12 protein-coding genes are annotated in these 14,539 nt (G+C 60.6%); 6 read left to right on the top strand and 6 right to left on the bottom strand.

Features of this window, described 5'->3' with window-relative positions:
• Positions 1-106 precede the first annotated feature (106 nt).
• Both zigA and CKW11_RS12685 read left to right on the top strand, forming a co-directional pair.
• Positions 107-1,312 carry a zinc metallochaperone GTPase ZigA gene (zigA, locus tag CKW11_RS12690; protein ID WP_095137771.1) on the top strand — a complete coding sequence of 402 codons (1,206 nt, stop codon included), beginning with the start codon at positions 107-109 and terminating at the stop codon, positions 1,310-1,312.
• Positions 1,312-1,962 carry a DUF1826 domain-containing protein gene (locus tag CKW11_RS12685; protein ID WP_095137770.1) on the top strand — a complete coding sequence of 217 codons (651 nt, stop codon included), beginning with the start codon at positions 1,312-1,314 and terminating at the stop codon, positions 1,960-1,962. Before zigA ends, CKW11_RS12685 begins: the two co-directional genes overlap by 1 nt.
• 4 nt (positions 1,963-1,966) lie before the next feature.
• Here CKW11_RS12685 and CKW11_RS12680 read toward each other — a convergent pair whose 3' ends face one another.
• Positions 1,967-2,323 (bottom strand): NADH:ubiquinone oxidoreductase, encoded by a 357-nt coding sequence (locus CKW11_RS12680; protein WP_095137821.1) that lies wholly within the window; start codon positions 2,321-2,323, stop codon positions 1,967-1,969.
• A gap of 28 nt (positions 2,324-2,351) precedes the next feature.
• Between CKW11_RS12680 and CKW11_RS12675 the strand changes: the two genes are divergently transcribed.
• A complete protein-coding gene (locus CKW11_RS12675) occupies positions 2,352-3,323 on the top strand; it encodes a GTP-binding protein (RefSeq protein ID WP_095137769.1) in 972 nt (323 codons plus the stop codon).
• 1 nt (position 3,324) lies between these two features.
• Here the strand turns inward: CKW11_RS12675 and CKW11_RS12670 are convergent, their stop codons facing one another.
• A complete protein-coding gene (locus CKW11_RS12670) occupies positions 3,325-3,738 on the bottom strand; it encodes a DUF3301 domain-containing protein (protein ID WP_095137768.1) in 414 nt (137 codons plus the stop codon).
• 117 nt (positions 3,739-3,855) lie between these two features.
• On the opposite strand from CKW11_RS12670, the gene pdxY reads away from it, so the two are divergent.
• Entirely contained in the window at positions 3,856-4,728 is an 873-nt protein-coding gene (gene pdxY, locus CKW11_RS12665) for a pyridoxal kinase PdxY (RefSeq protein ID WP_027610337.1), read from the top strand.
• 129 nt (positions 4,729-4,857) lie between these two features.
• On the opposite strand, the gene CKW11_RS12660 is transcribed toward pdxY, so the two are convergent.
• On the bottom strand, positions 4,858-5,340 hold the full coding sequence (locus CKW11_RS12660; RefSeq protein WP_041073853.1) for an acyl-CoA thioesterase: 483 nt from the start codon (positions 5,338-5,340) through the stop codon (positions 4,858-4,860).
• Between the two features lie 282 nt (positions 5,341-5,622).
• Between CKW11_RS12660 and CKW11_RS12655 the strand changes: the two genes are divergently transcribed.
• Complete coding sequence (locus CKW11_RS12655; RefSeq protein WP_007960872.1) at positions 5,623-7,386, top strand: cation:proton antiporter; 1,764 nt, start codon at positions 5,623-5,625, stop codon at positions 7,384-7,386.
• Between the two features lie 21 nt (positions 7,387-7,407).
• On the opposite strand, the gene CKW11_RS12650 is transcribed toward CKW11_RS12655, so the two are convergent.
• From CKW11_RS12650 to uvrD, 3 genes are all read right to left on the bottom strand, one after another.
• Positions 7,408-7,815, bottom strand: coding sequence for an SMI1/KNR4 family protein (locus CKW11_RS12650; protein ID WP_095137767.1), 408 nt, complete (start codon positions 7,813-7,815; stop codon positions 7,408-7,410).
• 136 nt (positions 7,816-7,951) lie between these two features.
• Complete coding sequence (locus tag CKW11_RS12645; RefSeq protein WP_095137766.1) at positions 7,952-8,827, bottom strand: Tim44 domain-containing protein; 876 nt, start codon at positions 8,825-8,827, stop codon at positions 7,952-7,954.
• Between the two features lie 288 nt (positions 8,828-9,115).
• The gene (uvrD, locus tag CKW11_RS12640; RefSeq protein ID WP_095137765.1) at positions 9,116-11,299 is read right to left on the bottom strand and encodes a DNA helicase II; all 2,184 of its coding nucleotides are present in this window, start codon (positions 11,297-11,299) and stop codon (positions 9,116-9,118) included.
• Between the two features lie 329 nt (positions 11,300-11,628).
• Here uvrD and CKW11_RS12635 point away from each other — a divergent pair, with 329 nt between their 5' ends.
• The gene (locus CKW11_RS12635; RefSeq protein ID WP_262924713.1) at positions 11,629-14,430 is read left to right on the top strand and encodes a GGDEF domain-containing phosphodiesterase; all 2,802 of its coding nucleotides are present in this window, start codon (positions 11,629-11,631) and stop codon (positions 14,428-14,430) included.
• The last annotated feature ends 109 nt before the right edge of the window (positions 14,431-14,539 follow it).

Below are 14,539 nucleotides of genomic sequence, written 5' to 3'. Positions count from 1 at the left end.
AAGCGTCTGCTTCTGCCATATCGCTGTTTTGAAGCTCTAGAACGCGGTGCGCTACGCCAAACCAGGCAAAAGCGCACATCGGCCACCATCTGATGAGGATTATCCAATGTCACACAAGCTTCCAGTGACCGTTCTTTCGGGCTTTCTCGGCGCCGGAAAAAGTACACTTTTGAATTACGTACTACGTAATCGAGAAGGCTTGCGCGTTGCTGTCATCGTTAACGATATGAGCGAGATCAATATTGATGGCAGCGAAGTCCAGCGCGATGTCAGCCTTAACCGTGCGGAAGAAAAACTGGTGGAGATGAGCAACGGTTGTATTTGCTGTACGTTACGCGAGGACCTGCTCGAAGAAGTCAGCAAACTCGCCCGCGAAGGAAGATTCGATTACCTGCTCATCGAATCCACCGGCATTTCCGAGCCGCTACCGGTCGCCGAAACGTTTACCTTCCGCGATGAACACGGTCAGAGCCTGGCCGACGTCGCGCGGCTCGACACCATGGTCACGGTAGTCGACGGCGTGAATTTTCTCCTCGACTATCAGGCTGCCGAAAGCCTTGCGTCCCGCGGCGAGACTCTGGGCGATGAAGATGAACGCTCGATCACCGATCTGCTGATCGAACAAATCGAATTCGCCGACGTACTGCTGATCAGCAAGATCGACCTTATCAGTCGCCAAGAGCGCGAGGAGCTGATGGCAATCCTCAAGCGCCTCAACGCCCAGGCAGAGGTCTTCCCGATGGTGATGGGCGAGGTGCCCCTGGAGAAAATCCTCAACACCGGGCGTTTCGATTTCGAGAAAGCTGCTCAGGCCCCGGGTTGGTTGCAGGAGTTGCGCGGTGAGCACGAGCCGGAAACCACGGAATACGGTATCGCCTCGACGGCCTACCGCGCACGCCGCCCGTTCCATCCGCAGCGCTTTTTCGACTTCATCGATCGCCCATGGCCGAACGGCAAACTGCTGCGCTCCAAAGGCTTCTTCTGGCTCGCCAGCAAACCCTGCGACGCAGGCAGTTGGTCGCAGGCCGGCGGTTTGATGCGCCATGGTTTCGCGGGTCGCTGGTGGCGTTTCGTGCCGAAAAATCAATGGCCGCAGGATCAGGAAAGTACTGCAGCAATCATGGAAAACTGGACGCCGAGCGTCGGAGATTGTCGTCAGGAGCTGGTATTCATTGGCCAGAACATCGACTTCGTACAGCTCAAGTCGGAGCTCGATGCCTGCCTGCTGACTGACGAAGAAATGGCCGATGGCGTAGACGGTTGGCGCAGACTGCCGGACCCGTTCGGCCCTTGGCACGAAGAGGCCGCCTGATGCTTGCGCTCAAACTGCAGCAGAACCGGGCATGCCATCAGCATCAAGGTGCGACGCCGAAAACGCTGGCGCGAATCCTTGAAGACGACGTCAATCTCGCGGTCTGGCAGCGTCAACTGCCGCCGCACATCGCCTATTTCGCAGAGTTGCTGCTGTCGCTCAACGAGCCTTTGGCGGAAGCGCTGTGCATCGAATTGCCGAATGAGGACGCCGACCCTGATCTGCAAGGATTGGCCGCCGGGTTCCGTGATCTGCAAGGCTACGAAGGCTTCATCGCTGACCTGCAATGGCTGGTGAGTGCCTTCGCCTGTCTATTGGGGGCACGGCGTATCGGCCTGCGCCTGCGGGTGTTGGACAAGGCCATGTGCCCACGCTTCCATGTCGATCATGTGCCGGTGCGCTTGATCACCACCTATGCCGGGATTGGCAGCCAATGGCTCAAAGAGGGCGTGATGGATCGCGAGCAGTTGGGCCAGGCCAACGCCGAGCCACACGGCATGAGCCAAATCCAGCAACTCAAGCGTGGTGATGTGGCGCTATTGAAAGGCGAGAAGTGGCACGGCAACGAAGGCTTCGGCCTGATTCATCGCTCCCCGCAACCGGCGCCGGGTGAGCGACGACTGCTGTTGACCCTCGACTGGCTCGGCTGACGGCTCAAGGCTTGAGCCACTTGCCCTGGCTCTGGCCTTCGCAGTACGGCTGCAAATACGCCGCGTCGGAGGCGACGCCGTAATAGTGGATATCCTGGCGATAGGGCATATTGGCGACTTGCGCGTTGCTGCACACGCCGAACGCGCCGCTTGGGCATTGATCGACGTACTGCACCTCGACTTTCTGCCCGGCCAGGGTCGGTTGGCAGAAGCCGTCGCTGAACAGCTTCTCGGGAATATTGCGGTTCTGCTGGCAGACTCTAACGTCGAGCCGCTCCCCCTGGCTGTGCACCACGCAAGCCTGGGCCCATGCTTCGCTCGACAGCAGCATCAACAGCAACGACCATCCCATCCAACGCATGTCCAATCCCCTCAGAAAACGCCTAGTCATGTTGCAGAACATTCCTACCCATGTCATCGCCGGCCCTTTGGGCGCCGGCAAGACCAGCCTGATTCGCCAGCTTATGGCCCAACGGCCGGACGGCGAGCGCTGGGCGGTGCTGATTAACGAGTTCGGTCAGATCGGCCTCGATGCTGCGTTGCTGACCCGCGACACCGATGGTATCGCACTGGGCGAAGTCGCCGGAGGGTGTCTGTGTTGCGTGAATGGTGCGCCGTTTCAGATCGGCCTCGGCCGTTTGCTGCGCAAGGCCAGACCGGATCGGCTGTTCATCGAGCCGTCCGGATTGGGCCATCCGGCGCAGTTGCTCAAGCAGTTAAGCGAAGCGCCGTGGTTGGGTGTGCTGGCGCTGCAGCCCTGTGTGTTAGTGCTGGATGCCCAGGCGCTGGCCGCCGGGAAAGCGTTGCCGCCCGCTCAGCAGGACGCTTTGGCCAGCGCTGGTCTGCTGTTGCTGAACAAGGCAGAAAGTCTGGATGAGGCCGCGCGGCAGACCATCGCCGAGCGTTTGCCGGCAGTCAAACTGATCTGGACGCAGCAGGCGCAACTGCCTTTACGCGAGTTGCCGGGTGTGGCGGCGCAAGCAATGGCAGGTATGGATAACCTCGTCGTACCGCAGGGGGCGGGATCGATTCCGGCAATCTGGACCGATCCGGCCGTGCCGATCTGCCTGAGTCAGGCACAGGAGGGCGGTTGGAGCATCGGCTGGCGTTGGCACCCGGGACAGACGTTCGATACGCAACGTCTGAACCAATGGCTGAGGAGCCTGGATTGGCGGCGGGCCAAACTGGTTATCCACAGCGCACAGGGTTGGGTGTCGGCCAATGCCGTGGATAACACTGAACTGGATTGGCAACCCAGCGAGTGGCGGCGGGATTCACGTATAGAACTGATCTTTGCCGATGCGCAACGTATCGATGAATTGCAGTCAGGCATGGCGCAATGCCGGGTGCCGACGGGTTAGCTCAAGGCTTCCACTTGGTGTGTTCCTGACGCCACTGGCTCAGTTCGATTACTTCGGCCCGCGGACGAGTGACCTCGACCACCGGCGGCGTGTCGTCGAACGGCGCCGGGTAGGGCGCCAGCTCGATCTGCGCACTGTGCGCGCCGAACTGGGTGATGGTGCCGTTGTGCCGGGTTTCGCCGGTCACGGTGAACTCGAAGTTATAGACCCGGGCCAGGCGCCGCCGTCCGCTCGTATCTTTGATCAGACCGATTTTTTTCAACGCGACGTTACCGTCCAGCAGTTCGACGCCGACGTTGATGCAATGCTGCTTGACCCGCTCCAGCGCCCGCTCGCGCAAGCCGTGGTTGTGCCATAACCATGCGCCGGCAGCGGCGAACAGCATCAGCACGAAGATGTTTTCGAGGGTCAGCATCAACAGGAAACTCCAAAAGATAAGCTCAGCTTAACTGCGTCGCCGGTCTGTCGTACAGGCTGTGTTTCGTCGCATACTGCGCGGCTTGAATTTCAATCGTTTTACGGAATGACCCGAATGAAACGTACGCCTCATCTGCTCGCCATCCAGTCCCATGTGGTCTTCGGCCACGCCGGCAACAGCGCCGCCGTGTTTCCGATGCAGCGAGTCGGGGTGAATGTCTGGCCGCTCAACACCGTGCAGTTTTCCAATCACACCCAGTACGGGCAATGGGCCGGTGAAGTGCTGGCGCCGCACCAGATTCCTGAACTGGTCGAAGGCATCGCCGCCATCGGCGAACTGGGCAACTGCGATGCCGTGCTTTCCGGTTATCTGGGCAGCGCGGCGCAGGGCCGGGCGATTCTCAGTGGCGTCGAACGCATCAAATCGGTCAATCCAAAGGCTTTGTACCTGTGCGACCCGGTGATGGGCCATCCGGAGAAGGGCTGCAGTGTGCCGGCCGAAGTCAGTGATTTCCTCTTGGAGGAAGCAGCTGCGGTGGCGGACATCATGTGCCCTAACCAACTGGAGCTGGACAGCTTCTCCGGGCGCAAGCCGCAGTCGTTGTTCGACTGCCTGGCGATGGCTCGGGCGTTGCTGGCGCGCGGGCCGAAAGCGGTGTTGGTCAAGCATCTGGATTATCCGGGCAAGCCGGCGGACGGTTTCGAGATGTTGTTGGTGACCGCTGATGAAAGCTGGCACCTGCGCCGTCCGCTGCTGGCGTTTCCGCGTCAGCCGGTGGGCGTGGGCGATCTGACGTCCGGTTTGTTCCTGGCGCGGGTGCTGCTCGGCGACAGTCTGGTAGCGGCGTTTGAGTTCACCGCCGCGGCGGTGCATGAAGTGCTGCTGGAAACCCAGGCCTGCGCCAGTTATGAGCTGCAACTGGTGCGGGCGCAGGACCGGATTGCGCATCCGCGGGTGAAGTTCGAGGCGACGGCGATCAGCCTGTAAGACCGCATTACCTCCATTCGCGAGCAAGCCGCTCCCACATTCGACTGCATTCCCATGGGAGGACTGCGATTCAATGTGGGAGCGGGCTTGCTCGCGAAGGCGATCTGTAAAGCAACATCATTCCAAAGGTCAGGCGTCGCCCTTGATCTCCTGATAACGCTTTTCCAACTCCTGACGAATCTGCCGACGCTGCTGGGCCTGCATATAACGACGCTTGTCTTCACTGTTCTGCGGTTGCAGCGGCGGCACGGGGGCCGGTTTGCGCTGGTCATCCACCGCGACCATGGTGAAGAAGCAGCTGTTGGTGTGGCGCACCGAGCGCTCGCGGATGTTTTCGGTCACCACTTTGATACCGACTTCCATCGAGGTGTTGCCGGTGTAGTTGACCGACGCGAGGAAGGTCACCAGTTCGCCGACATGGATCGGCTCGCGGAAAATCACCTGATCCACCGACAGCGTTACCACGTAGCGGCCGGCATAGCGGCTCGCGCAGGCGTAGGCCACTTCGTCGAGGTATTTGAGCAGGGTACCGCCGTGGACATTGCCAGAGAAGTTGGCCATGTCGGGGGTCATCAATACCGTCATCGACAGTTGGGCGTTTCCGGGTTCCATAACGTTCTCACGGATCAAGGCTGGATGGCTGGACGCACCTCTGCGGGTGCCTGGTGGCTTTTTCAAAAGCACCGTTATCGGGACGCCAGACGACTGTCTGCCGTCACGCCGGCGCCGATCTGTTTCCTTATATTGCACCGCCTTCCAGCCGGAAGTCGCGGTGTTAACCTGCAAAAGGCCCTGCCCAAGGGCAATTCCTACACGAAAAGCGGATTTTTACCCAGCTCGCTCAGACCTTTCTGAAGTCTGACGGCGGGTCACGTCAGACAAGGAGCCCACACCATGCATGCCATCAGCTTTATTCAGGACCTGGCAGTGATCATGTTGGTCGCAGGTGTGGTCACCGTGCTGTTTCACCGCTTCAAGCAGCCGGTGGTGCTCGGCTACATCGTCGCCGGTTTCATCATTGGCCCGCACACACCGCCGTTCGGCCTGATCCACGACGAAGAAACCATCAAGACCCTCGCCGAACTGGGGGTGATCTTCCTGATGTTCTGTCTCGGCCTGGAATTCAGTCTGCGCAAGTTGTTCAAGGTCGGGGCCACGGCGTTTATTGCGGCGTTCCTCGAAATCGTCCTGATGATCTGGATCGGCTATGAAATCGGCCGATGGTTCGACTGGAACACCATGGACTCGCTGTTCCTCGGTGCGATCCTCGCCATCTCCTCAACCACCATCATCGTCAAGGCGCTCAACGACCTGAAGATGAAGAACGAGCGCTTCGCGCAGCTGATCTTCGGCGTACTGATCGTCGAGGACATCCTCGGCATTGGCATTATTGCCCTGCTGTCGAGCATCGCGGTCAGCGGCACGGTCAGCTCGGGCGAAGTGTTTTCCACGGTCGGCAAGCTCTCGCTGTTCATGATCGTCGCCCTGGTGGTGGGCATTCTGCTGGTGCCGCGTCTGTTGGCGTATGTCGCCAAATTCGAAAGCAACGAGATGCTGCTGATCACCGTGCTGGGGCTGTGTTTCGGCTTCTGCCTGCTGGTGGTCAAGCTCGAATACAGCATGGTGCTCGGCGCCTTCCTGATCGGCGCGATCATGGCCGAGTCGCGGCAGTTGCTGAAGATCGAACGCCTGATCGAGCCGGTTCGTGACCTGTTCAGTGCAATCTTCTTCGTCGCTATCGGCCTGATGCTCGATCCGATGATCCTGTTGCAATATGCCTGGCCAATCGCGGTAATCACCGTGGCTGTGGTGCTCGGCAAGATGTTGTCTTGTGGCCTCGGCGCCTTTATCGCTGGCAATGACGGACGCACCTCACTGCGGGTCGGGATGGGGCTGTCACAGATTGGCGAATTTTCCTTCATCATCGCTGCGCTCGGGATGACGCTGCAGGTCACCAGCAACTTCCTTTATCCCGTTGCGGTGGCGGTGTCGGTGATCACCACGCTGCTTACGCCTTACCTGATCCGCGCGGCCGATCCGCTGTCGATCAAGCTCTCGGCGGCGGTGCCCAAGCGTTTGGGCCGGGTGTTCGGCATGTATGGCGAATGGCTGCGCAGCATTCAGCCGCAAGGCGAGGGCGCGATGCTGGCGGCGATGATCCGACGGATTCTGTTGCAGGTCGGGGTCAATCTGGCGCTGGTGATCGCGATCTTCTTCAGTGGTGCGTTCTTTGCCGGGCGGCTGTCAGTGTGGATGCAGGACTGGATCGCTGATCCGAGCTGGCAGAAGGCATTGATCTGGGGCGGGGCACTGCTTCTGTCGCTGCCGTTCCTGATCGCCGCGTATCGCAAGCTCAAGGCGCTGTCGATGCTGCTGGCGGAGATGGGCGTGAAGCCGGAGATGGCTGGGCGGCACACGCAGCGAGTGCGTCGGGTGATCTCCGAAGTGATCCCGATTCTCTCGCTGCTGGTGATTTTCCTGCTGCTGGCAGCCTTGTCGGCCAGTATTCTGCCGACCAACAAGTTGCTGGTGCTGGTCGCCGTGGTCGCGGCCGCCGTGGCGGCGCTGCTCTGGCGCTGGTTCATCCGCGTGCACACGCGGATGCAGGTGGCCCTGCTGGAAACCCTCGACAATCACAAGGAATCGTCGGGGCACTGACCGGCCGGGGCGTCTGGCGAATCAGCTTTCCAGCCAGACGTCCCGCGCCCAGTGCCACACGGATTCCCAGGTTTCTTCGGCCAGCAGCTCTTCTTCCGCCTGCCACAGCACCACGGTGCCATCTTCTTCGACACAGTAGTAATCGTCGCCGTCCTGACAGATCGGGATCAGACTGCGATCCACACCGACGTCCCAGGCATTGGCGGCAACATCCGGCAAGTAGGTGTGGGATTGTGGATCGGTAACGGTTACCGGTTCGAGGCTGCCGTAGACCACATCGCTGACGGTCAGCAAAAACTCTTTGAAGACAAACGGAATGTCGATGAACAGTTGTTCTTCGATTTCGACCAGCAAGTCTTCGTCAGGCAACTCCAGTGGAACCGGTACGGGTTCGTTGGCTTCGCGCAGTTGTTCGATGATTTCTTCCACGTCCGGGATCCTCTTGCTTGAATGGCGCGGTTTATATGGGCCGGTTTATACAGTAGCTCGCTATAGATGCAACCGCGAAATAGAAAACCCCAGCCGAGGCTGGGGTTTTTATTACTGCATGCGTAGCGCAGAGGGATCAGCCGTTCTGGCGGATACCGGCAACCAGCCAAGGCTGGTTCTCGCCCTGTGGACGTTCCATGTTCCAGCTTTCGCTGAACACTTCGCCCTGGTCGAAACGCGAGGTCTTCGACACACCGCTGAAGGTCAGGGTGGCGATGGTCTTGTCGGCACGATCATCCACGCCGTCCAGTTGTACCTGCAGATTGTCGATGTAGGTCGACTGGAAGCCTTCGCCCAGATCCGCACGCTCACGCTTGAGGAAGTCGAGCATCTGCGGGGTCACGAACTCGGCGATCTTGTCCATTTCGTTGGCGTCCCAGTGCTGCTGCAGGGACTGGAAGTGGCTGCGTGCAGCTTCAAGGAAGTTCTGCTCGTTGAACCACGCCGGCGCATTGATCACCGGACGAGCGGCAACCGGCGCGGCCGAACCACCGAAGATCGAACCCATGGCAGCAGACTTCTGTTCGAACGCTTCACGCTGCATCGGCGCGCCGGCCGGAGCCAGGTGCTCCTGCTGCTTGCGTCGACGCGCAGCGATGAAGCGGAAGATCACGAACGCGATCACGGCCATGATCAGAATGTCGAAGATCTGCATGCCCTGGAAGCCGCCGCCCATGAACATGGAAGCGAGCAGGCCACCGGCGGCGATACCGGCCAGAGGGCCGAGCCATTTCGAAGCGCCACCGGCCTTGGCCGCGGCACCGGCAGCGCCGGCAGCACCAGCGGTCGCTGCTGCGCCGCCCATGCCTGGGGAAGAAGGAGCCATCTGGCTGGTCTGGTGCGTCGGCGCAGCGCCGGCACTTTTGCCACCACCAAAGCGCTTGGCGTTGGCGTCGAGGCTCATCGTCAGGCCGATGCACAACGCCATGGCGATGCTAAGAAAACGTTTCATAAAGGGAATTCCCGTTTGTGGAGACACGCGCGCCATGTTGCACAGCTGAAGTGTTACTGGCTAGCGAGAGAGTGTTTCGGGCTTTTGCCTGACAGGTTACGTTCAGCTCCGTCGAAGCAATAAGGCCATGTACTTTTGTCTGTAGGAAAATGCGATAGGTTCAGCGGGAAACAAGCCGACACAAATCCTGTGGGAGCGGGCTTGCTCGCGAATGCGGTACTTCAGTGACATTTATGCCGACTGACAACACGCCTTCGCGAGCAAGCCCGCTCCCACATTGGTCCTGCGTTAAATTGCTTCCAGTTTGGCGTACCCCAGCATCAGCCACTTGCTGCCTTCGCTGAAGTTCACCTGCACCCGCGCCTGCGCGCCTGAACCCTCGAAGTTGAGGATTACACCGTCACCGAAGATCGAGTGGCGCACGGCCTGACCGAGGCTGAAGCCGGTCTCCGGAATCTCACTGCCGCTGAACAGGTTGCTGCCGCTCATCGACTGGTTGCCGCCGAACGGTCGGCTGACGCTGTTCGACAGGCGCACTTCCTGAATCAGACCTTTCGGCACTTCACGGACGAAACGCGAGACCTTGTTGTAGGTTTCGCTGCCGTACAGGCGCCGGGTTTCAGCATAGGTCATCACCAGATTCTGCATGGCTCGGGTGATGCCGACGTAGGCGAGGCGGCGTTCTTCTTCCAGACGACCCGGTTCTTCCAGGCTCATCTTGTGCGGGAACAGGCCTTCTTCCATGCCCACCAGGAACACGTAGGGGAATTCCAGGCCTTTGGCGCTGTGCAAGGTCATCAGCTGAATGCTGTCTTCGTGCTCGTCGGCTTGAGTGTCGCCGGCTTCCAGCGACGCGTGGCCGAGGAATGCCGCCAGTGGCGTCAGCTCTTCGTCCTCTTCGGTGGTTTCGAAGTTGCGCGCGGCGCTGACCAGTTCCTCAAGGTTTTCCACTCGGGCCTGGCCTTTCTCGCCTTTTTCCGCTTCGTGATAGGCGATCAGTCCCGATTGCTCGATGACGGTCTGCGTCATCAAGTGCAGTGGCATCTCCATGCACTTGGCGGCAAGGTTTTCGATCAGCTCGATAAACGCACCCAAGGCACCCGCTGCACGACCGGTCAGGCCTTTATTGGCGACCAGTTGGCGCATCGCTTCCCACATCGACACATCGCTGTGGCGAGCATGGTCGCGGATCGCTTCGACGGTTTTCTCGCCAATGCCACGGGCCGGGACGTTGATCACCCGCTCCAGCGCGGCGTCGTTGCCACGGCCTTCGAGCAAGCGCAGGTAAGCCATGGCGTTCTTGATTTCCGCGCGTTCGAAGAAGCGCTGGCCGCCATAGATGCGGTACGGAATGCGCTCACGGAGCAAGGCTTCTTCGAGAACGCGCGATTGGGCGTTGGAGCGGTAGAGAATCGCGATATCGCTCCGAGCCAGACCGGTTTTCAGCGCGCTTTCGATGGTCTCGACAACGTAACGTGCTTCGTCGTGTTCGTTGAACGCGGCGTACAGATTGATCGCTTCGCCGTCGCCGCCGTCGGTCCACAGCTCTTTGCCGAGACGTCCGGTATTGTTGGCGATCAGGGCGTTGGCCGCCTTGAGGATGCCGGCAGTGGAGCGGTAGTTCTGCTCCAGACGAATGGTCACCGAATCCGGGAAGTCGGAGGAGTACTGATGAATGTTCTCGATTTTCGCCCCGCGCCAGCCGTAGATCGACTGGTCGTCGTCGCCGACCACCATCAGGCTGTCGCCGCCCTTGCCGAGCAGGCGCAACCAGGCGTACTGCACGGCGTTGGTGTCCTGGAACTCGTCGACGAGGATGTGGCGGAAGCGCTTCTGATAGTGCGCCAGCAGACCCGGATGATCGCGCCACAGGTCGAGGGCGCGCAGCAGCAGTTCGGAGAAGTCGATGACGCCGGCGCGCTGGCAGGCCGCCTCGTAAGCTTCGTAAATGCCGCGCATGGTCGCCAGGTACAGGTCGCCGCTGGCCTGAATGTGTTGCGGGCGCAGACCTTCGTCTTTCTGCCCGTTGATGAACCACTGGGCCTGACGGGCCGGCCAGCGTTGCTCGTCGAGCCCGAGCTCGCGGATCACCCGCTTGACCAGTCGCTGCTGGTCGTCGCTGTCGAGAATCTGGAACGTCTGGCTCAACCCGGCTTCCTGCCAGTGCGCCCGCAACAGGCGGTGCGCCAGGCCGTGAAAGGTGCCGACCCACATGCCGGCCGGGTTGATACCCAGCAACTGCTCGATGCGATGACGCATCTCGGCAGCGGCCTTGTTGGTGAAGGTCACCGACAGGATTGAGTGAGGCGAGGCATTTTCGACCTGGATCAACCAGGCGATACGGTGCACCAGCACTCGGGTTTTACCGGAACCGGCACCGGCCAGGACCAACTGACGGCCAACGGGGGCTGCTACGGCCTGGCGTTGGGCATCGTTGAGGGAGTTCAGCAGAAGGGAGAGATCATCGCGCATCGGGGCATTCTAGGGTGCGCCGCAGGCCCGGGCAAACCGAGCTTTGCATTAGCCGATGAAAGTGCCGCCGATGACGACCGGTTGGTCACTGCCTGCAGGCTTCAGCCCGTCTCGCTCTGCGGGTTTTGCCGGTGATCGGGCGGGGGAAAGTTTCGTTCAAATTATGATCTGGAGCAGTTTGGCAACGGGATCGGCTTGTGTATGCTCCGTCCACGTTTCGGGCCCTGCTCACTCTTATAAGAACAACAACATTGCACAAGACCCTCAGCTCAGACCTGTCGGGCCCCTCTGTGGAACCCCGGGTCATCCGCAAGCATTACGCCACCGAAATGGCGGTAGAACGCACGCGCCTGCTGTATCAGGGCTCGCTGCTGCCGACGATGTTCATGTTGCTCAATGGTCTGGTCTGCGCCGCTTTGCTCTGGAGCCCGCAGCGCTATTTCGTGGTCAGCATCTGGCTGGTCTGGTTGTTGTCGCTGGTGGCACTGCGGGTAATACAGGTCGCGGCGTTCGATTCGGCGATCCCGGACCGCCAGGCCCAGCCGATCTGGTTCCGCATGTTCCTGCTCGGCTCGACCATGACCGGCTTGACCCTGGCCGGTGCCGGCATCGCCCTGGTGCCCGCCGACAACTTCATGCAGCAAGCCTGGGTGTTCGGCCTGATCGGTGCCGCGACGTTATCGGCCAGCGTTGCCTACGCCGTCAGCCTGCCGGCGTTTCTGTCCTTTACCTTGCCGTGCCTGCTGCCGGCGATCGGTTACCTGTTCTGGGGCGGTGATGAGCAAGCGCGCGGTTGGGGCTGGCTCGGGCTGATTCTGCTCGGTTCGCTGAGCGTGGTCGCCTGGCAGGTCAATCGGCTGATTGATCGCGGCTTGTTGCGACGCTTTCAGAATCAGCACCTGATCGAACACCTGCAGCAAGCGCAGAACCGCAGCGAGCAGCTCAATCAGGCACTGGCCAAGGAGATCGAACAGCGGCGCTGTGCCGAGGGCCAATTGCGTGAGGCGCAGGTCGAGCTGGAAGATCGCGTGGCCCAGCGCAGCCGCGAGCTGGACGTGGCCAATCAGGCGCTGAGCAAAAGCGAAGCACGGCTGGCCCTGGCGTTGAAGGCCAGTGAACTGGGGTTGTGGGACTGGAACCTGCAAACCGACGAGGTCCACCACACGCAGATCCAGGAACTGTTCGGCCTCGCGCCCGAGTACGTCACGGCGATCCTGCGTGACCTCAAGCCACGTTTGCACCCTGAAGATGTGCCCGGGCTCAAGCAGGCGCTGATCGAGCACCTGAAGGGCCGCACCGAGGACTATCAGATCGAATACCGCGTGCGTCACGGCGACGGCCATTGGGTGTGGATCGAGGATCGCGGGCGCGCCGTGGAGCGCAGTGACGCTGGCCGGGTGATCCGCATGGTTGGCACCCGGCGCGACATCAGCGTCAGTAAAAGCCTCGAAGAACAGCAGCGACTGGCGGCCACGGTGTTCGAAGCGGCCAGCGAAGGCATCGTCATTCTTGATCCGAACTACGCCTTGATCGCGATCAATCAGGCGTTCAGCCGCGTCACCGGTTATGACATTGAAGACATGCTCGGGCGCAACGTCGTCGAGCTGCCGTGCAGTCGTGATGCGCGGCGGCATTACGTTGCAATCCGCCACGCGCTGGAGCAGCACGGCAGCTGGCAAGGCGAACTGGTGGAAACCCGCAAGAACGGCGAGCTGTATCCGCAGTGGCTGCAACTCAACGCGGTGCGCGACAGTCGGGGAAATGTCAGCCATATCGTCGGCTTCTTCGCCGATCTATCGGCGCGGCGCGAATCCGAGGAGCGCATGCGCTTCCTGACGCATTACGATGAGCTGACCGGGCTGGCGAACCGCTCGCTGTTCCGCGAACGCCTGCACGAAGCCCATCAGCGCGTGCGTCAGGGCGGGCGCCGCAGTCTGGCGCTGCTGCACATCAATCTGGATCGCTTTAAATTGCTCAACGACAGCCTCGGCCATGAGGTGGCGGATCAGTTGCTGCAGAAAATGGCCCGTCGCTTAGTCAATGCGTTGCCGGAGGCCGACACCATCGCCCGACTGTCCGGTGACGAGTTTGCCGTACTGTTCGATGCCTACGGCAACCTGTCGAGCCTGGCGCGGGTCGCGACGCGGCTGTCGAGCAAGCTGCGCCTGCCGTTGACGGTCGAAGGGCATGAACTGGTGGTCAGCGCCTCAATGGGCATCAGCATGCTGCCGGACAACGCTCGGGAAATCTCGGCGCTGGTCAGTCAGTCGAACATGGCCATGCAACACGCCAAGCATCTGGGCGGCAACAATTTCCAGTTCTACACCGACAGCCTGCAGGCCAGCACCCTTGAGCGCCTGCAACTGGAAAACCAGCTGCGCAAAGCCATCGAAGACAAGCAGCTCAAGGTGTTTTACCAACCGAAGCTGTGCCTGCAGACCGGACGCCTGAATGCGGCGGAAGCGTTGGTGCGTTGGGATCATCCAGGCATGGGCCGGGTACCGCCGGGGGATTTCATTGGCCTGGCCGAGGAAACCGGACTGATCGGGCCGATCGGCGAATTCGTACTGCGCCAGGCCTGCTGGCAGGCGTGCGAGTGGCAGCGTCAGGGGCTGGAGCCGATTCGGGTATCGGTGAACCTGTCGGTGCATCAGTTGCGCCAAGGCAAACTGGTCAGTCTGGTGCGGCAGGTGCTGGAGGAAACCGGCCTGGCGCCGCACTACCTCGAACTCGAACTCACCGAGAGTCAACTGCTCGACAGCGTCGAACACATCATCGCGACCTTCCAGCAGTTGCGCGATCTGGGGGTGAAGTTGGCAATCGACGATTTCGGCACTGGCTATTCGTCGCTGAGTTATCTCAAGCGGATTCCGGTGGATTACGTGAAGATCGATCAGGCGTTCATTCGCGGGCTGGGGCAGGGCAGTGAGGATGCGGCGATTACCCGGGCAATCATCGCCATGGCTCACGGGCTGTCGTTGAAAGTGGTGGCAGAAGGTGTCGAGCGGCAGGAGCAGCTGGAGTTTTTACGTGCTGAGCGCTGCGACGAAGTTCAGGGGTATCTGATCAGTCGCCCTGTGGAGGCTGAGCGTCTGGCCGGGCTTTTGCGTGAACAGGGAAATCCGCTTTAAGGGCTACATGCACTCCATCGTGCCTGATATGGGGACATGGAGTTACGCATTGAGCAGGCAAAAAGCCAATTCATGTAGTATAACTACAAGCGTGCTACATCCTTGCCCA

This window comes from Pseudomonas sp. Irchel s3a10 (assembly GCF_900187525.1).
Classification (GTDB): Bacteria; Pseudomonadota; Gammaproteobacteria; order Pseudomonadales; family Pseudomonadaceae; genus Aquipseudomonas; species Aquipseudomonas koreensis_G.
This window is presented reverse-complemented; position numbering and strand designations above follow the sequence as displayed.